The sequence below is a fragment of the Streptococcus sp. 2021WUSS126 genome (genome assembly GCF_044427255.1).
GTDB lineage: Bacteria > Bacillota > Bacilli > Lactobacillales > Streptococcaceae > Streptococcus > Streptococcus hashimotonensis.
In genome coordinates this window covers 13,677-32,967 of record NZ_JAOTGI010000023.1, presented here as the reverse complement: position 1 = coordinate 32,967, position 19,291 = coordinate 13,677, and the positions used below count along the sequence as shown (strand labels likewise).

Genomic DNA, 19,291 nt, shown 5'->3' with positions numbered 1-19,291 from the left:
CGCACCTCACTCTATTATACCACAGTACGAGAAAGTACGCAAGAAATATATACAAAAATTTGACAAAAAAATAGCGCTATATCAACGATTAGAGCACTTTTGTGTCATTCAAACTGTCAAACTCCCGGGTTAACTCTTTAGCCCGCAATTTTGCCCATTCCATAGGTTCCATTTCGGGATGTAGCTGTTGAAGAGTTTCATGATTGCCGAGATTTTCGACAATGGTAGAAGTTCTTTTATTGCCAAACTTAATATCTTTGATAATGGCATAATTAATTGTATTTTTAGATACTGATTTTTTAACTCTCATAGATTCGCACCTCACTCTATTATACCACAGTACGAGAAAGTACGCAAGAAATATATACAAAAATTTGACAAAAAAATAGCGCTATATCAACGATTAGAGCACTTTTGTGTCATTCAAACTGTCAAACTCCCGAAAAATGCTTTTAAATCTTTCAACATATCCTAAATATGTCCTTTCATAAATATTTTACTTAACCTATTATACCCATAAAAAAATATTTTACAAGCAATTTGTTTTAGAAATTTTACATTTTCCCATATTTAGTATACAATAGAGTATGTTAAACTAAGGGAAGAGTGTTCACTTTTTAAATTAGCTAGTATGATATGAGGAGGGAATGTGCTTTCAAAGGATAAAATTACTGAAATAAAACAAGCTCTCAATATCGTTGACGTTATTGGTGAAACGGTTGCTTTGACTAAGGCCGGACGTAATTATGTCGGTCTTTGCCCTTTTCATGGGGAGAAAACCCCGTCTTTCAATGTGATTGAAGATAAGCAGTTCTACCATTGTTTTGGATGTGGTAAGTCCGGAGATGTATTCAAGTTTGTCGAAGAAGTTCGTGGTGTTTCTTTTGCGGATGCGGCAGCTATCTTAGCTGAGAAGGCAGGGTTTCAAGTAGATGTAATTCCTTCCTATCATCAAGAGGAGAAAAGGATTAGTCCGCATCAGGTCCTGTATGATATTCATCGGGATGCCGCAAAGTTTTATCATGCCCTTTTGATGACAACCAAAATGGGTGAGGAAGCTAGAGCTTATCTACACCAACGTGGCTTGACAGATGATGTCATAAAAACATTCCAGCTAGGCTTAGCTCCGGCCGAACAGAATATTCTTTACCAAAAACTATCAGGTCAATATGACGAAGAAAGTCTATTGAATTCGGGTTTGTTCAATCCAAGTGAGAATAATATTATTTATGACGCCTTTCAAGCGAGGATTATTTTCCCCTTGGCGGATGAATATGGTCGAATTGTAGCTTTTTCAGGTCGGATTTGGACCGAAGAAGATCTAAACAATAAACAATTAGCTAAGTATAAAAACTCTCGTAGTACTGCGATTTTCAATAAAAGCTATGAATTGTATCATTTGGACAAGGCTAAAGCGGTTATTAAGAAGCAACGTGAAGCCTATCTCATGGAAGGTTTTCTAGATGTTATTGCTGCTCATCGTGTAGGGATTGATAATGCAGTGGCTTCCATGGGAACAGCTTTGACAAGAGAGCATGTTGCACACCTAGCTAAGTTTTGTAAGAAAATTGTTCTGACTTATGATGGGGATAAGGCTGGACAGGCAGCTACCATGAAGGCGCTGGACGAACTACAAGATTTTCAGGTTGAAATCGTGAGTTTGCCAGATAATATGGACCCAGATGAATTTTTGCAGAAAAATTCGGAAGAAGCCTTGCAACAGGTTTTAACCAAGTCACGAATCAGCGATGTAGAGTTTTTGATTCAATACTTGAAACCTGAAAATCCTGACAATCTACAAATGCAGATTGAGTTTGTAGATAAGATTGCACCAATTATTGCCAAAGTATCATCCATTACAGCTCAAAATTCTTATATTTATAAGGTGGCGGATTTACTTTCTGACTTTGATTATAATCAGGTGGAACAGGCAGTAAATGCTGTTCGTCTGAACCAGCGCCAGGAGAGAACACAACAGGTATTTCAATCACAGACTGGTCAGTCTTATTTGCCACCAGTCCAAACGATTGCTCGTATAACGAGTCTTATTCGAACAGAAAACCATTTACTTTATCGGATGGTTGAACATCCTTATATTCTCAATGAGTTCCGTTTACGAGAAGATTTTTATTTTGCGACGCCAGAATTGCAAGCTATTTATGATATGTTAAAAAAATCTGGGGAAATTACCAGTTTTGAACTATCACAGTTGAACGATTCCGCTCAACAGGCTTGGTATCGTATGCAGGAAGAACGTTTACCTAATGAAGTGTCTCCACACGAAATCGAAGAATTAGAAATTCGGCGAGACAAGGAATTGTTAAAGAAGGAGAACCAGCACCTAGCACGGAAAATCCGTGAACATTCCCATGTGGGAAATGCAGATATTGCCCTCGATGAGTTGCAAAAACTCCTCGATAGAAGAAGACAAATGGAGTAAATATGACAAATAAAAAAGATAAAAAAACAGAAGTAACTACTTTTGATGTACAAGTTGCCGAATTTATCCGTAACCATAAAAAACAAGGTTCAGCTACAGACGATGAAATCAATGACCAACTGGTTATTCCATTTACGCTTGATGCTGACGGAATCGATGATTTGCTCCAACGTATTCAGGACGCAGGGATTTCGATTGTCGATAAAGAAGGGAATCCTTCTGCTCGTGCTATGCAGGTAGAGGAAGAACCAGAATTATCTGATGAAGAATTGCTCGGAAGCACTTCTGCAAAAGTGAACGACCCAGTCCGCATGTATTTGAAAGAAATTGGTGTTGTACCTCTTTTGACCAACGAGGAAGAGCAAGAATTGGCATTGGCGGTTGAAGCAGGTGACCCAGAAGCGAAACAACGTTTGGCTGAAGCCAATTTGCGTTTGGTTGTTTCCATTGCTAAGCGTTATGTAGGGCGTGGTATGCAGTTCCTTGACTTGATTCAAGAAGGAAACATGGGCTTGATGAAGGCTGTTGACAAGTTTGACTACTCTAAAGGATTCAAGTTTTCAACCTATGCAACCTGGTGGATTCGTCAGGCTATCACTCGTGCCATTGCTGACCAAGCGCGTACAATCCGTATTCCTGTTCACATGGTAGAAACCATTAACAAATTGGTCCGTGAGCAACGCAATCTCTTGCAAGAATTGGGCCAAGATCCAACGCCAGAGCAAATCGCTGAGCGTATGGATATGACGCCTGAGAAAGTTCGTGAAATCCTCAAGATTGCACAAGAGCCTGTCTCGCTCGAAACCCCAATTGGTGAAGAAGATGATAGTCATCTTGGAGATTTTATTGAAGACGAAGTCATTGAAAATCCAGTTGATTACACAACTCGTGTCGTTCTTCGTGAACAGTTAGATGAGGTATTGGATACTCTTACTGACCGTGAGGAAAACGTATTGCGTCTTCGTTTTGGTTTAGATGATGGTAAAATGCGCACGCTTGAAGATGTTGGTAAAGTCTTTAACGTAACCCGTGAACGCATCCGCCAAATCGAAGCTAAAGCCCTCCGTAAACTCCGCCACCCATCCCGCAGCAAACCACTCAGAGATTTTATAGAGGATTAAAACACCACTGGCGTGGTGTTTTAACCCGAGCCTAGAAATAAGAAAGCGAGGTTAACGTCCAGTGGACGTTTTTAACGCCTGCTTGAAAATAAGAGAGTAGGCTGTCTGGAAGACAAAATCAACCGCTCCCCTTGAAATTAGAAAGGGAGCGTAACGTCCAGTGGGCTAATTTGACACAAACTTGGTTTGTTTCTTTTCTAGTATTGAAATTGTGAACAAGAAAGAGAGAAAAATGACGTACACAGAAGATCAAATTAAAGACATTCAGGAGCGTATTTTTCATGCTCTTGAAGATGTGATTGACCCTGAGCTAGGTATTGATATTATCAATTTAGGGCTAATTTATGAAATCCGATTTATTGAGGGCAAGGCTGAAATTGATATGACCTTGACGACCATGGGTTGTCCATTAGCTGATCTAATTACCGATCAAATTCATGATGTACTGAAGGATGTTCCTGAAGTAACAGAAGTAGATGTGAGACTGGTTTGGTCACCAGCTTGGACCGTTCAAAAAATGAGTCGTTATGCTCGAATTGCATTAGGAATTAAATAAAAAAATAAAATGGTTTCGAACGTTTGAAGCCATTTTTTTATTAATGTTTGGATTTTTTGTAAAAAATATTAAAAATTATACTTGTCAAAGAGAAATTTCCGTGTTACAATAAACAGGCCTAGGAAAAGTAGTCATACCTATTCTAGCAAATATCAGACCTATATGGGATGAGTAGCTCTGCTATTGATCATAACCAAAGCCTACGGACAGGCGGGTCGAATGCCGAAGCGTGGCGTAAGCCACATTATTGATAGGGTTAAAAGCCTACATTTTATAAGTTGATTTTAGGGTTCATCCCTAATTCGTATATCAAATTTAGTGTGGTGAAAGCACACGTCATCTTGTGAAACGGTCAATAAAGTACGTATATATTTGCACTGGAGAGTAGGAAACGGTAGGCACATAAACTCAAGAGAAGAATAAAAAACGTCGATTTGGATTGTAGAGCAGGATGAACCCTGCTCTTTTTACTTGTTTAAAAAAGGGTGGGAGTCCATCAAGCAAAGGAGTTTTTCAATATGAAAAATCAACACCAAGCCCCTATTTATCAGGGGTTGGAACAGTTACGCCGGAAACGGATTGTTCCCTTTGATGTCCCAGGACACAAACGGGGACGGGGTAATCCAGAGTTGGTCGAACTGTTAGGAGAAAAATGCGTGGGGATTGATGTCAATTCCATGAAGCCTTTGGATAATCTAGGGCATCCTGTCTCTATTATTCGAGAGGCGGAGGAATTGGCGGCAGAAGCCTTTGGTGCCAGTCATGCCTTTCTCATGGTTGGAGGGACTACTTCGTCTGTCCAGACCATGATTCTAGCGACCTGTAAGGCGGGCGATAAGATTATCCTTCCCCGAAATGTCCACAAGTCAGCCCTCAATGCCCTTGTCCTTTGTGGCGCCATCCCTGTCTATGTGGATATGAGCGTGGAGCCACGGATTGGCATTGCTCTTGCCTTGGAAAATGCTGCCTTTGAACGGGCCATTGCAGAGCATCCTGATGCTGTTGCTGTCTTGATTAACAATCCGACTTATTATGGCATCTGCTCGGACCTGCGTAGCTTGACTGAGAAAGCTCACGCAGCGGGTATGAAAGTTTTGGTAGATGAGGCCCACGGAGCTCATTTGCATTTTTCGGACAAATTGCCAGAGGCGGCTATGGATGTGGGGGCTGATATGGCAGCTGTTTCCATGCATAAGTCAGGTGGTAGTCTGACCCAGAGCTCGCTTTTATTGGTCGGTCCAGATATGAATGTGGAATATGTCCGCCAGATTATCAATCTGACCCAGTCAACATCCGCTTCCTATCTCTTGTTGGCTAGTCTGGATATTTCACGGAGAAATCTGGCCCTTCGAGGCAAGGAATCCTTTGAAAAAGTTATTGAAATGTCTGAGTATGCTCGTCGTGAAATCAATGCCATCGGTGGCTACTATGCCTATTCCAAGGAATTAATTGATGGCAAAACGGTGCATGATTTTGATGTAACCAAGCTCTCCATCTATACACAGGGCATTGGTCTGACAGGGATTGAAGTCTATGATTTGCTGCGGGATGAGTACGACATCCAGATTGAATTTGGTGATATTGGCAATATCTTGGCTTATATTTCAATCGGTGACCGCTTGCAGGACATCGAGCGGCTGGTGGGAGCTCTGGCAGATATCAAGCGTCTTTACTCACGAGATGGTTCGGACCTGATTTCAGGTGAGTACATCCAGCCGCAGCTGGTCTTGTCACCGCAGGAAGCCTTTTATGCAGAGCGGGAAAGCCGTTCCCTGCAAGAAGCAGTTGGTCAGGTCTGCGGGGAATTTGTCATGTGCTACCCGCCTGGCATTCCTCTTTTGGCCCCTGGAGAACGAGTGACCCAGGAAATTGTTGACTACATCATTTTCGCCAAGGAGCGCGGTTGCTCCGTCCAAGGTACGGAAGATCCAGATGTCAACTACATAAACGTTATAAAGGAGGGCTAAAGATGGAAATGTGGTTTTCAGAAGTCCAAACGCCAGATGTTAAGTTATCCATTCGGACCAGCCAGCAGCTCTATGCTGGCAAGAGTGAATTTCAGGACATTGCTGTGTTGGACTCGCCAGCCTTTGGAAAGATTTTGACCCTTAATGGTCGGGTTCTCTTTTCAGATGCAGATGATTTTGTTTACAACGAAATGGCCGTCCATGTGCCCATGGCAGTTCATCCCAATCCTAAGAAAATTTTGATTTTAGGTGGAGGAGATGGTGGCGTTGCCCAAGTTCTCAGTATGTATCCTGAAATCGAACGCATTGATGTAGTAGAGCCAGATGAGTTGTTAGTTGAAGTGTGTCGTCAGTATTTCCCAGACTATGCCTCTGGCTTGGAAGATGAGCGGGTCGAGGTTTATTTGCAGGATGGCCTGCGTTTCTTGCGCAATTGTGAAAATGAGTATGACATCATCATCAATGATGCGACAGATCCATTTGGACATACGGAAGGGCTCTTTACTAAGGAATTTTACGGTAATGCCTACCGAGCTTTGAAGGAAGATGGTATTATGGTCTATCAACATGGTTCGCCATTTTATGACGAAGATGAGTCCGCCTTTCGTTCCATGCATCGGAAGGCTAGTCAATCATTTCCCATTAGTCGTGTCTATCAAGCCCATATCCCAACTTCAGCAGCAGGTTATTGGTTATTTGGATTTGCTTCGAAAAAATACCATCCAATTGAGGATTATGATAAGGAAAAATGGAAAGCGCGCGAGCTTTTTACAGAATATTATACAGCTAACCTTCATGTGGGAGCATTTCTCTTGCCCCGCTATGTAGAAGACATTTTAGAAGAAGAGGAGAAAAGAAAATGAGTCGTTTATTAGTCATTGGTTGCGGTGGTGTAGCCCAAGTGGCCATCAGTAAAGTGTGTCAGGCAGAAGATACTTTCAAAGAGGTCATGATTGCCAGCCGTACCAAGTCAAAGTGTGATGATTTGAAAGCTGTCTTAGAAGGAAAAACTTCCGTAAAAATTGAAACTGCCCAAGTGGATGCGGACAAAGTAGAAGAAGTGATTGCCTTGATTGAAAGCTACCAGCCAAAAGCTGTTTTAAACGTTGCCCTCCCATACCAAGATTTGACCATTATGGACGCTTGCTTGGCGACTGGTGTGGACTACATTGATACAGCCAATTATGAAAGTGAAGATACTGAAAATCCTGAATGGCGTGCTATTTACGAAAAGCGTTGTGAAGAAGAAGGATTTACAGCCTACTTTGATTACTCATGGCAGTGGGCTTATAAGGAGCGTTTTGAAAAAGCAGGGCTGACAGCGCTTTTGGGCTCCGGATTTGATCCAGGTGTGACCAGTGTATTTTCTGCTTACGCTTTGAAACACTATTTCGATGAAATCCACTATATCGATATCTTAGATTGTAATGGTGGAGACCATGGGTACCCATTTGCGACCAACTTTAACCCTGAAATCAACTTGCGTGAGGTTTCAGCACCAGGTTCCTACTGGGAAAATGGCAAATGGGTGGAAGTTGAAGCTATGTCTATCAAGCGAGAATATGATTTCCCAGAAGTGGGTCAGAAAGACATGTATCTTCTCCACCATGAAGAAATCGAGTCACTGGCTAAAAACATTCCAGGTGTCAAACGCATTCGCTTCTTTATGACTTTTGGTCAATCCTACTTGACTCACATGAAATGCTTGGAAAATGTTGGACTCTTGCGGACTGACCCAATCAACTTTAACGGACAAGAAGTAGTGCCAATTCAATTCCTCAAAGCTCTCTTGCCAGACCCTGCCAGCCTTGGTCCACGCACTGTTGGGAAAACCAATATTGGTTGTATTTTCACAGGTGTCAAAGACGGTGTGGAGAAGACCATCTACATTTACAACGTATGTGACCATCAAGAGTGCTACAAAGAGGTCGGTTCCCAGGCTATTTCCTACACAACTGGCGTGCCAGCTATGATTGGAACCAAGCTTGTCATGGACGGAACTTGGAAAAAACCAGGCGTTTACAACTTGGAAGAATTGGATCCAGATCCATTTATGGACTTGCTCAACCAATATGGATTGCCTTGGCAAGTAGTAGAAAATCCTGTTTTAGTGGACTAGATGAGAATTGATCAAGTCCCAACACCAGCCTATGTCATTGACGAAGCTAAGCTGGTAAACAATCTAGAAATTCTCAAGTCTGTCCAGGACCAAACAGGCTGCAAGGTGCTCTTGGCACAAAAAGCCTTCTCCATGTATGCCACTTATCCGCTAATCAGGCAGTATCTGGCTGGAACAACCGCATCAGGACTCTATGAAGCTAAGCTGGGTCGTGAGGAGTTTGGGGGCGAAGTCCATGTCTTTGCCCCAGCTTTCAAGGAGGCGGATTTGGAGGAGATTTTGGAAATTGCAGACCATATCGTCTTTAATTCTGAGCGCCAATTGCGCAAGCACGTGGACAAATGCCGAGCAGCTGGAGTCAGTGTCGGTCTGCGGATCAATCCAGAATGTTCGACCCAAGGGGATCATGCCCTCTATGACCCCTGCGCAGCAGGTTCTCGCTTCGGTGTTCGCATTGACCAGTTTTCAGAAGACCTGCTGGACTTGGTGGATGGCCTGCATTTTCACACTCTCTGTGAGCAAAATTCGGATGATTTGAAAACCACCTTGGAGGCTGTCGAGGCCAAGTTCGGTCCCTATCTACATCGTATTAAATGGCTCAATATGGGCGGAGGTCATCATGTGACCAGAGAGGATTATGATCTGGACTTGCTGATTTCCTCTATCCAGCACATGCAGGAAACCTATGGATTAGAAGTCTACATTGAGCCTGGTGAAGCCATCGCCCTCAATGCGGGCTATCTGGTGACAGAAGTTTTAGACATTGTTGAAAATGGTATTGAAACCTTGGTGCTGGATGCTTCGGCCACCTGTCACACGCCGGATGTCTTGGAAATGCCCTATCGCCCACCGCTTCGTCATGGCTTTGAGGCTGGTGAGAAGACCAATACTTACAGACTATCTTCCAATACCTGTCTGACGGGCGACATCATCGGCGATTATTCCTTTGAAAAGCCTGTGGAGATTGGCGACAAGCTCTACTTTGAAGATATGGCAATCTATTCCTTTGTTAAAAATAATACCTTCAACGGTATTGGTCTGCCAAGTCTGGTCTTGATGGATCAGACAGGCGACTGTCGAATTATCAAAAGCTTTGGCTATGAAGATTTCAAAGGGAGGTTGTCATGATAGAAAGTCCAAAAGCAGCGGGTTACCGCATGCCTGCTGAGTATGAGCCCCATCATGGAACCCTCATGGTGTGGCCGACTCGCCCAGGATCCTGGCCTTTTGATGGTCAGGGGGCAAAAAAAGCCTTCAGCCAGGTCATTAAAACCATTGCTGAAAGCGAGCAGGTCTATCTCTTGGTCGATGAGGCACACCGTGAAGAGGCTCAATCCATGCTGGGTGATGGTGTAACCTACCTGGACATCCCCACCAACGACGCTTGGGCGCGTGATACAGGTCCGACGGTTTTGGTTCATGAAAATGGCAGAGCTTTGTCTGTCGATTGGGCCTTTAACGCTTGGGGCGGAAGCTATGATGGTCTTTATCAGGACTATGAGGCAGATGATCAGGTGGCTAGTCGCTTCAGTCAGGCCATCGGTCTGCCAGTCCACGATGCCCATCCCTTTGTCCTAGAAGGTGGAGCCATCCATAGCGATGGTGAAGGAACAATCTTGGTGACCGAATCCTGTTTACTGAGCCCAGGCCGCAATCCTCATCTGACCAAGAACCAGATTGAGCAAGTGCTTCTAGATATTCTCGGAGCAGAAAAGGTCCTCTGGCTTCCATACGGAATTTTCAATGATGAAACCAACGAACATGTGGACAATATTGCGGCCTTTGTTGGCCCAGCTGAGATAGTTTTAGCCTGGACGGATGATGAGGCAGACCCCCAGTATGCCATGTCCAAGGCTGATTTGGACTACTTGGAAAAGCAAGTGGATGCCAAGGGCAGAAAATTGACCATCCACAAACTGCCTATTCCCAAACATCCTATTCTAATAACAGAAGAGGACTTGCCAGGCTATGTCTATGAAGCAGGGGAGGAAGAAAGGACTGTTGGAGAACGCTTGGCGGCTTCCTATGTGAATTTTTACGTCAGCAACGGTGCGGTTCTGGTGCCCCAGTTTGATGATGAGCATGATGCTCAGGCACTGCATCTCCTAGCGCAGCTTTTTCCAAGCAGAAAAGTCGTCAGTATACCAGCCCGCGACATCCTGCTAGGAGGTGGGAATATACACTGTATCACCCAGCAAATTCCACTTTATGGGAGTGGGACAGAACTCGCAAATTGTTAAAAGAATTCATCAACGAGTCTTTATTTTTAGTTGTTGAGCTAAAACGGTCTATCCCCAGACCGTTTTACTCCCACCCCCGCACAGCTTAAACTGTCTGGGGGACAGTTTGAGGTTGGGAATAAAGCGAACAAAGTTCGCAACATTCGTTAGGTCAGATTTGGAGTGTAAAACACGAATTGCTGAGATTTGCTTCGCAAATCTTATCTCCAACCTTTAACAGTCCACTGGACTGTTAAACCCAATCAACCACTGTGCTGAGATGTTGACTCCACCTCTAAAAAGTGGTGGTGTGCATGAACTTAGTCCCTGATATAGCGTCAAGTCGGTTTGGCATACTCTAGTATAGCCTGTACCGCCTTTCCGTATCTCAGGTACATTCTATCTCCCATAAAGAATTTATGAAAAGGATAAATAATATGAGAAATGTTACTGTAGCAGCTATCCAGATGCAGTGTAGTCAGAACCTTTGGGAAAATCTGGTGACTGCAGAGCGTTTGGTCAGACAGGCTGCTGGTCAGGGAGCGCAGATTATTCTCCTGCCTGAACTCTTTGAGCGTCCTTATTTTTGTCAAGAACGCCAGTATGATTATTATAACTATGCCAAGTCTGTAGATGAGAATGATGCTGTTCAGCACTTTATTCCTATTGCCAAGGAATTGCAGGTTGTCTTGCCTATTTCCTTCTATGAAAAAGATGGAAATAGCCTGTATAATTCCATTGCGGTCATTGATGCGGATGGTAGTATTTTGGGAGTTTACCGCAAGACTCATATCCCTGACGATCATTATTATCAGGAGAAGTTTTACTTCACGCCTGGAAATACTGGATTCAAGGTCTGGGAAACACGTTATGCCAAGATTGGTATTGGCATCTGTTGGGACCAATGGTTTCCAGAAACAGCTCGCTGTTTGGCACTGAATGGAGCAGAATTACTCTTTTATCCAACAGCTATCGGCTCAGAGCCGATTTTGGATACAGACAGTCAAGGCCATTGGCAGCGGACTATGCAGGGCCATGCGGCGGCTAACATCACGCCAGTCATTGCAGCCAACCGTATCGGCTTGGAAGAAGTGCAGCCATCTGAAGAAAATGGCGGTCAATCGTCTAGCTTGCGTTTCTATGGCTCCTCTTTCTTGACAGATGAAACAGGAGACATTTTGACCAAGGCTGGACGTGAGGAAGAGATAATCTTACTTGCCACTTATGATTTGGACAAGGGAGCGCGTGAGCGTTTGGATTGGGGACTCTTTAGAGACCGTCGACCGTATATGTATCAGCAGATTGTAGAATAAACAAAACACCCTTGTCCGAAGATAAGGGTGTTCATCTTTATCCTAATAATTGTTGCAACCATTGGCTTCCATAGATCCAAAAGAAGCTATAGGCCACAACTGAGAAGGGGCGACAAAGTAAAGTGATAATAATAAATTTCCGATAACTCATGCTTGTTAATCCAGTAATCATCACCACTATGTCAGCTGGAGAAATGGGAGAAAGCATGCAGAGAATAAAGAAAATTTCATAACTACGTTTATTATCAATTTTGCTTTCATATTTGTAAAACGTATCTTCAGACATGAAGAGGAGACAAAATTTCTTTCCATAGCGACGAGCCAACCAGAAAAGGATGATACTACCGATTGAAATTCCAAGATAATTGAGAAAGAATCCCCACCAAAAATGAAATACGAGGAAACCCACAACAGTCGTCACACCGCCTGGAATAATCGGAAATACAACTTGAATAATCTGAATAGCTAAAAAGGAGAGGCTACCTAAAGCACCTTGGCTTTTGATTAAATCGCTTAAGACATTTTGGTCGTTCAAAATGCCAATCTTGTAGAGCCAAAACAGAAAAATAGCAGTCCCGATAAGGGTCAAAATACTTAATACTTGAATGGTTTTTTGCCAAAATTTATACATACCCCCATTTTACCATATTTCAAAATTTTTTTAAATTGTAAGGAGAATGTAAAATAATTTTGCTATTTATAAAAAATTCTGCTATAATAATTCCTGTATCAAATCCTACGGGGTTGTTACGGATTCGACAGGCATTATGAGGCTTGTTCTGCAACTCATCGGCAGATGTAAAAATGCCAGTTAAATATAACTGCAAAAAATACAAACACTTACGCATTAGCAGCTTAATAATCTGCCTGCGTGACCAGTCGCGAATTGCTTGTGTTTGCTGATTGGTCTTAAAATAGCAAGCTACGTTGGGATTGAGTCAGGCAGTTCCAAAAGAGATTTACTGACTCGCTTGGTCTAGGTTTGAGTTATGTATCGAGTTCAAGTTAAAGCAAGACATAACCTATGGTTGTAGACGAATAAGTTAGCAGGTGTTTGGACGTGGGTTCGACTCCCACCAGCTCCATATATGGAAGATTACTCAAGAGGCTCAAGAGGCCGTGTTGGAAACGCGGTAGGCGTGTAACAGCGTGCGTGGGTTCGAATCCCATGTCTTCCGTATGTTATTGAAGAACGACTGATAGTCGTTCTTTTTTGTCTGTGAATGATACAACTGAAAATAAATGAAAGTTCAGGTTTTATGGTAAAATTCTTGTTTTTCTTCAAAAATATGATATGATAGTTAACAATATACCAGACGGAGGTTGTGTTAGCAGTGTTGAATGTAAATGAATTGGTCAAAACAGAGTTGCATTGTCATTTGGATGGCTCATTGTCCCTCGGAGTTATTCGACAATTGGCACAGATGGCTAAAATCACTATTCCTGCAGAAGATGAAGCATTAAGAAAATTAGTTAGTGTTCATGGAAAAGTTGATAGTTTAATGGCTTATTTAAAGTTATTTGATTTTGTTCGTCCACTCTTACAAACTGCATCAGCTTTAGAATTGGCAGCCTATGATCTTGTACGACAAGCTGCAAGGGATAAGATTATTTACATTGAGGTTCGTTTTGCACCGGAACTGTCGACGGATCAAGACTTGACTGTTTTAGAAGCGGTCTCAGCAGTTTTAGTTGGACTAAACAGGGGGCAGGAAGATTTTGGAGTGGTTGCTAAACTTTTGGTTTGTGGTTTAAAGCAAACGAATCCGAATCAAACGAAGGAACTCTTTTCGGCTATTGCTGATTTGGCACCAAAAGGACTTGTGGGATTTGATTTCGCAGGAAATGAAGCAGACTATCCTACGGAAGAACTTCGGGATATTATTCAATTTACTCAGTCACTAGGTTATCCCATGACTTTCCATGCCGGAGAATGTGGATGTGTGACCAATGTGATTCAAGCTCTTGAACTTGGGATTAGAAGGATTGGTCATGGTACAGCACTTACTCGCAATCCTGAAGCTATCCAAGCTTTTGTCAATAGCGGAGCAACACTTGAAATGTGTCTAACATCGAATCTTCAAACTGGTGCAGCTGATTCGATTGAATATTTTCCATATCGTGAGCTAGTTGAGGCAGGAGCAAACATCACAATCAATACAGATAATCGTACCGTTTCTAATACTACACTTAATAGAGAATATCAATTATTTGTAGAATATTTTGGGACTAGCAAGGCTGATTTTTATCGCTTCAATCAAAACGCTATTCAGGCAAGTTTTGCCAGCGAAGTAGAAAAGAAAGTTTTGTTGGAATTCCTAGACCAACAGTATTAAGAAAAAAGCTCTATACCGGTTGATTAGACCAGTAAGGAGCTTTTTTATTGTAGATTTAATTTCTTTGTCATAATGAAGTGGGTTCCAAAGTAGTAAGCAAAAGCTAGGATAATATTGACTAATGCTAAGACTGGACTTGGATAGAGAGAAAATGGTGTAGAATAAGCTGCTCCTAGGTTACTTAGGACAAAGAAAGTGCTAAATACTCCAGTAACGATGAGAATGCCGATATAAGTCAAGATTGCAAAGAGGAAGCGATGATCCTTGAATAATTGACCGACAGATATAGAGAAGTAGATCAAAAGGATACCAGTGGTAATTTCAATTAAATAATAGACAAGCTGACTAAGTAAAACAGTCCAGTCGATAGCTTGAACAAAAGTTTGTATTTCTGGCGTAACGGCTTCCTCGCTTGCTGCTAGAATGACTGCAAGGATGATTCCAATTGAAAGTAAGCAAGTAATACCTGCCAAGACATACCAAACAATAGAGGCAAGTAGTTTGCTTAAGATGATCTGATGGCTAGATACCGGCAGGGTCATAGTGAGATAACCTTGTCGACCATAAACATTTTTTCTAAAACGGTTGATTACTAGAACAAATGTTGACAAGAAGAGTGCGGCAATCAAAATACCAAAAGTCATAAAGGATGTTCCCAATAAGACCATCTCTCCACCGCCAGGTTCAGTATTTCCAGCCTGTGTACGTAGGGCCAACGCTTGTAGCCAAAAACCAAGTACTGCTGATAGGGCTACAGCTGCAATATAAATTCCCAAATACCATTTACCTACGGATTGAAATTCGTATTTCAATAATTTTTTAAACATAGCAATCTCCTTCTAACTAAGCCTTAAAATCTTGGCGGAAGAGTTCGTCAATAGATTCTCCGCTTTCAATTCGCAAGTCATCTACATTCCCATGGCGAATAACGCTTCCGTAATGGAGGAAAATAACCTCGTCCAAAATTTGCTCAACATCTGAAATTAAGTGAGTAGAGATAATAACAGAAGCAGTCGGAGAGTAGTTGTTGACGATGGTTTTTAAAATGTAGTCTCGGGCGGCAGGGTCAACACCACCAATTGGCTCATCTAAAACATACAGCTGCGCTTGACGGCTCATCACCAGAATGAGCTGGACTTTTTCCTTATTCCCCTTGGAGAGATGTTTCATACGACTGTTTAAATCAATACCCAAATCTTGTAAAAGATGGAGAGCACGCTCCTTATCAAAATCAGCGTAAAAATCTTCAAAAAATGTAATTGCTTCGAGCACTTTCATATGTTCATCAAGATAAGTGGTATCTGGGAGATAAGACACAATTGCCTTGGTTTCTGGCGATGGTGTGCGACCATTGATCAATACTTGACCATATTCTGGCTGCAACAGACCGTTGATCAATTTAATCATGGTTGTTTTACCCGAACCATTTGGTCCCAAAAGTCCTATGATTTTTCCGGCAGCTAACTTCAAATTAACATTATTTAGGGCGACAGCTCCACCATAAGATTTTGAAACTTGCTGTAGCTCAACCAAAGTATATGCGTTACTCATAAGTAACTCCTTTCAAATAATCATCTAACTGGCTAGTGAGTTCATCGTGTCTGAAGCCCAATTCTAACATATTGTTCACGAAGTTCTCCAGTTCCTTTTGGGCTAAATGAAGGCGAGTTTGTGTAATCAATTCCTGATTATCCGTTACAAAACGGCCTGTTGTGCGTACTGAGTAAACAAATCCTTCTGTTTCTAAATCAGACAAAGCGCGCTGAACGGTATTTGGATTGACGCCAGCAATGTCGGCTAAGTCACGAACAGTTGGAAGTTTATCTCCAGATTTTAATTGATTGGTCACAATCTGCAATTTAATAGTATTGCTGATTTGAATATAGATGGGGATGTTATTATCAAATTTCCAAGCCATAATCGTTTCCTTTCTAGGATGACACCCGTGTGTATGTCTTATATTAATAATACAATAAATCATATAAATTAGCAAGAAAAATGTTTTGAATTTTTAAAAAATATTTTTGGATAAATATTTGATATAATAGAAGAAACATGAAAAGGAGAATACCATGCTGGCACAATTAGATACAAAGACAGTTTATACCTTTATGGATAGCATGGTGACGATAGAGAGTTATGTAGGCAGGGCTAAAGAGCTTGGTTACCACGCATTGGGGATAATGGATAAAAACAGTCTTTATGCAGCCTATAGTTTTATGGAATCCTGTAACAAAATGGGGCTTCAACCAATTATTGGTTGTGAACTGGACTGGAAATTACAGGGAGGGGAGCAGGACGTCACTACTCAATTGATTGCTCTGACAACCAGAGGTTATCGCAATCTATTGAAAATTTCGACTGCTAAGATGACAGGGCAAGATGATTTTGAAACCATTCGTCAATATTTAGTCGACATAGCAGTGGTTGTTCCTTATTTTTCTGGCATTGAGCACCTTGAGTTAGGTACTAACTATTATATCGGAGTGACGGTTGACACACCAGTTCAAGACTTTAAGCAAGCAATACTCCCGATTCATACGGTTCGTTTTTTTGAAGAGGAACAATTGGAAAGTCTACAGGTTCTCCATGCTATTCGAGATAATATTCCACTTAATCAAGTTGCAGATATAGATAGTCGACAAAAGCTTTTATCGGCTGATAGCTTAACCAATCTATTTTCGAATCGGTTTCCGCAAGCAGTTGATAATTTACGTGACTTGGTTGCAGGGATTTCTTATCAATTAAATACAGATTTAAAATTGCCGCGTTTTAATCGTGACAGACCTGCAGTGGAAGAATTATACGAGCGCTCCTATCAAGGATTAGAAGAGAAGGGCTTGACTAATTCACTGTATAAGGAACGCTTGGAAAAGGAATTATCCATTATTCATCAAATGGGATTTGATGATTATTTTTTGATTGTCTGGGACCTGCTCCGATTTGGACGCAGTCAGGGTTACTACATGGGCATGGGACGTGGTTCTGCAGTCGGCAGCTTGGTGGCCTACGCCTTGAATATAACAGGGATAGACCCTGTTAAACATCACTTGCTATTTGAACGATTTTTAAATAGTGAACGTTATTCTATGCCGGATATTGATATTGATATTCCAGACATTCACAGGGCTGACTTTATTCGTTATGTGCGGGACCGTTACGGTTCGACCCATGCTGCCCAGATTGTAACATATTCAACTTTTGGTGCCAAGCAGGCCATTCGTGATGTATTTAAGCGTTTCGGAACACCTGAATATGAGTTAAGTAATATTACCAAGAAAATTTCATTTAGGGATAGTCTTACTTCTGCCTATCAGCGAAATGCCGCTTTTCGTCAGATTATCAATAGTAAGATAGAGTACCAAAAAGCTTTTGCGATTGCTCAACAAATTGAAGGGCAACCCCGACAGACTTCTATCCATGCAGCAGGGATAGTGATGAGTGATGAGGAGTTGACAGATACCATCCCTCTTAAGATAGGGGATGACATGCTGGTAACCCAATATGATGCACATGCTGTTGAGGCGAATGGTCTGTTGAAGATGGATTTCCTTGGCTTACGAAATCTGACCTTTGTTCAAAAAATGGCAGAAGGAGTACGTGAACGTTATCAGCAGGAAATTGATATTGCCAAGATAGATTTAGAAGACAAGAAAACCTTGGAACTTTTTGCTACTGGTCGGACTAAGGGAATTTTTCAATTTGAACAGCCTGGTGCGATTAGCCTGCTTCGAAGGGTCAAACCTGGTCGATTTGAAGATATAGTTGCAACAACAAGTTTGAATAGACCGGGGGCTAGTGATTATTCGGATAACTTTGTAAAACGCAAGCATGGACAAGAGACAGTTGATTTGTTGGACCCAACCATTGCACCTATTTTACAACCGACTTATGGTATCATGCTTTATCAGGAACAGGTTATGCAGATTGCACAGGTCTATGCAGGCTTTACGCTTGGAAAGGCGGATTTACTCCGCAGGGCGATGTCTAAAAAGAATGCCCAAGAAATGCAGGCAATGGAAGCGGAATTTTTACAGGGAGCAATGAAAAACGGACATGCTGAAGAGAATGCAAGGGAAATATTTGGCATGATGGCTAAGTTCGCTGGATATGGTTTTAACCGTAGCCACGCCTATGCTTATTCAGCCTTAGCCTTTCAAATGGCTTATTTCAAGAGTCACTATACGGATGTCTTTTTTGATGTCATGCTCAATCATTCTAGCAGTGCTTATATTGAAGATGCGATGCAGTTTGACTTTGAGGTGGCTCGACTCACGATTAACAATATTCCTTATCACGATAAGTTTGATAAAAGTAAGGTTTACCTAGGATTAAAAACACTAAAAGGTTTGCCTAAAGATTTAGCGTTATGGATATTGGATCATCGTCCCTATAAGTCTGTAGAAGATTTTATTTTGCGCTTGCCAGATAATTTCAAGAAAAAAGATTTACTGATCCCTCTTATTCAGATTGGTTTATTTGATGATTTTGACGCCAATCGTAAAAAGATTATTGAAAATCTAGACAATCTCTTTGTCTTTGCAGAGGCGATTGGTACATTTTTTGCAGAAGAGAGTTATAGTTGGACAGATGTAGAAGATTACAGTGACAGCGAAAAATTTATGCTAGAGCAGGAATTGCTAGGTGTCGGTATTAGTCCGCATCCTTTAGCCAATATTTGTCGAGAATCTAAGCGTAGTTTTACAGATTTGGCTGATTTAGCGGTTGGCAATCGAGCAACCGTTCTTGTGCAGATTCAAGCTATTCGATTGATTCGTACCAAAAAGACTGGGGAGCAGATGGCATTTCTTCGAGTGACAGATACCAAGAGGACACTTGACGTGACTCTTTTCCCAGAATCTTATCGCCAATACGCTTCTATTTTGGAAGAAGGGGGAATGGGCTACATCACAGGTAGAGTGCAAGAGCGTGATGGACAGTTGCAATTAGTTCTAGAAAAATTAGAGCCTGTTAGTTTGGAGAAATTTTGGATTCTTTTGGAAAATCGAGAACACGATTATGCCGTTGCTCGTATTTTGGATAAATATAGAGGAAGCATTCCAGTAGTACTTCATTATCAAGATAGTAATCAGACAATTCAGGCTGAACACCACATGGTTATGAAAACGCCTCAATTAGAAGAAGAGTTAAGTGAATTTGTTATGAAAACGATTTTTCGATAAAAAAATAGCAAAAAGTCAAGCAAGTTTAGGTTAAGTA

At 41.7% G+C, this 19,291-nt stretch carries 16 protein-coding genes, 1 tRNA gene and 1 other RNA gene; 13 read left to right on the top strand and 5 right to left on the bottom strand.

What is annotated here, in order from left to right:
- Nucleotides 1–88: 88 nt before the first annotated feature.
- Nucleotides 89–310 (bottom strand): hypothetical protein, encoded by a 222-nt coding sequence (locus ODU39_RS08535; protein WP_398580231.1) that lies wholly within the window; start codon nucleotides 308–310, stop codon nucleotides 89–91.
- A gap of 339 nt (nucleotides 311–649) precedes the next feature.
- Between ODU39_RS08535 and dnaG the strand changes: the two genes are divergently transcribed.
- The 9 genes from dnaG (at nucleotide 650) to aguB (ending at nucleotide 11,735) form a co-directional block, all read left to right on the top strand.
- Nucleotides 650–2,440: a DNA primase gene (dnaG, locus tag ODU39_RS08530; protein WP_136670847.1), complete on the top strand. Its 1,791-nt coding sequence runs from the start codon at nucleotides 650–652 to the stop codon at nucleotides 2,438–2,440.
- 2 nt (nucleotides 2,441–2,442) lie between these two features.
- On the top strand, nucleotides 2,443–3,561 hold the full coding sequence (gene rpoD, locus ODU39_RS08525) for an RNA polymerase sigma factor RpoD (protein ID WP_002935555.1): 1,119 nt from the start codon (nucleotides 2,443–2,445) through the stop codon (nucleotides 3,559–3,561).
- Nucleotides 3,562–3,793: 232 nt separating this feature from the next.
- Nucleotides 3,794–4,117, top strand: a complete 324-nt coding sequence (locus tag ODU39_RS08520) for a metal-sulfur cluster assembly factor (RefSeq protein WP_002935553.1) — start codon at nucleotides 3,794–3,796, stop codon at nucleotides 4,115–4,117.
- A 518-nt stretch (nucleotides 4,118–4,635) separates the two neighbouring features.
- On the top strand, nucleotides 4,636–6,084 hold the full coding sequence (locus ODU39_RS08515; RefSeq protein ID WP_105257201.1) for an aminotransferase class I/II-fold pyridoxal phosphate-dependent enzyme: 1,449 nt from the start codon (nucleotides 4,636–4,638) through the stop codon (nucleotides 6,082–6,084).
- A gap of 2 nt (nucleotides 6,085–6,086) precedes the next feature.
- Nucleotides 6,087–6,947, top strand: coding sequence for a polyamine aminopropyltransferase (gene speE, locus ODU39_RS08510; RefSeq protein ID WP_044680298.1), 861 nt, complete (start codon nucleotides 6,087–6,089; stop codon nucleotides 6,945–6,947).
- Complete coding sequence (locus tag ODU39_RS08505; protein ID WP_105257474.1) at nucleotides 6,944–8,203, top strand: saccharopine dehydrogenase family protein; 1,260 nt, start codon at nucleotides 6,944–6,946, stop codon at nucleotides 8,201–8,203. The genes speE and ODU39_RS08505 overlap by 4 nt, the downstream gene beginning before the upstream one ends.
- A complete protein-coding gene (gene nspC, locus ODU39_RS08500) occupies nucleotides 8,204–9,331 on the top strand; it encodes a carboxynorspermidine decarboxylase (protein ID WP_398580230.1) in 1,128 nt (375 codons plus the stop codon).
- A complete protein-coding gene (gene aguA, locus ODU39_RS08495) occupies nucleotides 9,328–10,443 on the top strand; it encodes an agmatine deiminase (protein WP_398580229.1) in 1,116 nt (371 codons plus the stop codon). The genes nspC and aguA overlap by 4 nt, the downstream gene beginning before the upstream one ends.
- A gap of 416 nt (nucleotides 10,444–10,859) precedes the next feature.
- A complete protein-coding gene (gene aguB / locus ODU39_RS08490; RefSeq protein ID WP_105257477.1) occupies nucleotides 10,860–11,735 on the top strand; it encodes an N-carbamoylputrescine amidase in 876 nt (291 codons plus the stop codon).
- Nucleotides 11,736–11,772: 37 nt separating this feature from the next.
- On the opposite strand, the gene ODU39_RS08485 is transcribed toward aguB, so the two are convergent.
- A complete protein-coding gene (locus ODU39_RS08485; RefSeq protein WP_024385388.1) occupies nucleotides 11,773–12,366 on the bottom strand; it encodes a TVP38/TMEM64 family protein in 594 nt (197 codons plus the stop codon).
- Nucleotides 12,367–12,475: 109 nt separating this feature from the next.
- Here ODU39_RS08485 and ssrA point away from each other — a divergent pair.
- The 3 genes from ssrA (at nucleotide 12,476) to add (ending at nucleotide 14,071) form a co-directional block, all read left to right on the top strand.
- Nucleotides 12,476–12,823: a transfer-messenger RNA gene (gene ssrA, locus ODU39_RS08480) on the top strand.
- A 2-nt stretch (nucleotides 12,824–12,825) separates the two neighbouring features.
- A tRNA-Ser gene (locus ODU39_RS08475) sits at nucleotides 12,826–12,913 on the top strand.
- A gap of 156 nt (nucleotides 12,914–13,069) precedes the next feature.
- Complete coding sequence (gene add, locus ODU39_RS08470) at nucleotides 13,070–14,071, top strand: adenosine deaminase (protein ID WP_169050567.1); 1,002 nt, start codon at nucleotides 13,070–13,072, stop codon at nucleotides 14,069–14,071.
- 44 nt (nucleotides 14,072–14,115) lie between these two features.
- On the opposite strand, the gene ODU39_RS08465 is transcribed toward add, so the two are convergent.
- From ODU39_RS08465 to ODU39_RS08455, 3 genes are read right to left on the bottom strand one after another with little or no spacing between them, the layout of a single operon-like run.
- Nucleotides 14,116–14,898 (bottom strand): ABC transporter permease, encoded by a 783-nt coding sequence (locus ODU39_RS08465; RefSeq protein WP_105121383.1) that lies wholly within the window; start codon nucleotides 14,896–14,898, stop codon nucleotides 14,116–14,118.
- Between the two features lie 16 nt (nucleotides 14,899–14,914).
- On the bottom strand, nucleotides 14,915–15,622 hold the full coding sequence (locus ODU39_RS08460; protein WP_023370791.1) for an ABC transporter ATP-binding protein: 708 nt from the start codon (nucleotides 15,620–15,622) through the stop codon (nucleotides 14,915–14,917).
- Entirely contained in the window at nucleotides 15,615–15,989 is a 375-nt protein-coding gene (locus ODU39_RS08455) for a GntR family transcriptional regulator (protein ID WP_002935537.1), read from the bottom strand. Before ODU39_RS08455 ends, ODU39_RS08460 begins: the two co-directional genes overlap by 8 nt.
- Nucleotides 15,990–16,143: 154 nt before the next feature.
- On the opposite strand from ODU39_RS08455, the gene ODU39_RS08450 reads away from it, so the two are divergent.
- Nucleotides 16,144–19,254, top strand: coding sequence for a DNA polymerase III subunit alpha (locus ODU39_RS08450; protein ID WP_208571488.1), 3,111 nt, complete (start codon nucleotides 16,144–16,146; stop codon nucleotides 19,252–19,254).
- Nucleotides 19,255–19,291: the final 37 nt, after the last annotated feature.

Bases quoted from the DNA above. Each gene is read 5' to 3' on its own strand.
- ODU39_RS08535 (WP_398580231.1), bottom strand. From the start codon at position 310: ATGAGAGTTAAAAAATCAGTATCTAAAAATACAATTAATTATGCCATT.
- rpoD (WP_002935555.1), top strand. From the start codon at position 2,443: ATGACAAATAAAAAAGATAAAAAAACAGAAGTAACTACTTTTGATGTA.
- ODU39_RS08520 (WP_002935553.1), top strand. From the start codon at position 3,794: ATGACGTACACAGAAGATCAAATTAAAGACATTCAGGAGCGTATTTTT.
- ODU39_RS08515 (WP_105257201.1), top strand. From the start codon at position 4,636: ATGAAAAATCAACACCAAGCCCCTATTTATCAGGGGTTGGAACAGTTA.
- speE (WP_044680298.1), top strand. From the start codon at position 6,087: ATGGAAATGTGGTTTTCAGAAGTCCAAACGCCAGATGTTAAGTTATCC.
- ODU39_RS08505 (WP_105257474.1), top strand. From the start codon at position 6,944: ATGAGTCGTTTATTAGTCATTGGTTGCGGTGGTGTAGCCCAAGTGGCC.
- nspC (WP_398580230.1), top strand. From the start codon at position 8,204: ATGAGAATTGATCAAGTCCCAACACCAGCCTATGTCATTGACGAAGCT.
- aguA (WP_398580229.1), top strand. From the start codon at position 9,328: ATGATAGAAAGTCCAAAAGCAGCGGGTTACCGCATGCCTGCTGAGTAT.
- aguB (WP_105257477.1), top strand. From the start codon at position 10,860: ATGAGAAATGTTACTGTAGCAGCTATCCAGATGCAGTGTAGTCAGAAC.
- ODU39_RS08485 (WP_024385388.1), bottom strand. From the start codon at position 12,366: ATGTATAAATTTTGGCAAAAAACCATTCAAGTATTAAGTATTTTGACC.
- ODU39_RS08465 (WP_105121383.1), bottom strand. From the start codon at position 14,898: ATGTTTAAAAAATTATTGAAATACGAATTTCAATCCGTAGGTAAATGG.
- ODU39_RS08460 (WP_023370791.1), bottom strand. From the start codon at position 15,622: ATGAGTAACGCATATACTTTGGTTGAGCTACAGCAAGTTTCAAAATCT.
- ODU39_RS08455 (WP_002935537.1), bottom strand. From the start codon at position 15,989: ATGGCTTGGAAATTTGATAATAACATCCCCATCTATATTCAAATCAGC.
- ODU39_RS08450 (WP_208571488.1), top strand. From the start codon at position 16,144: ATGCTGGCACAATTAGATACAAAGACAGTTTATACCTTTATGGATAGC.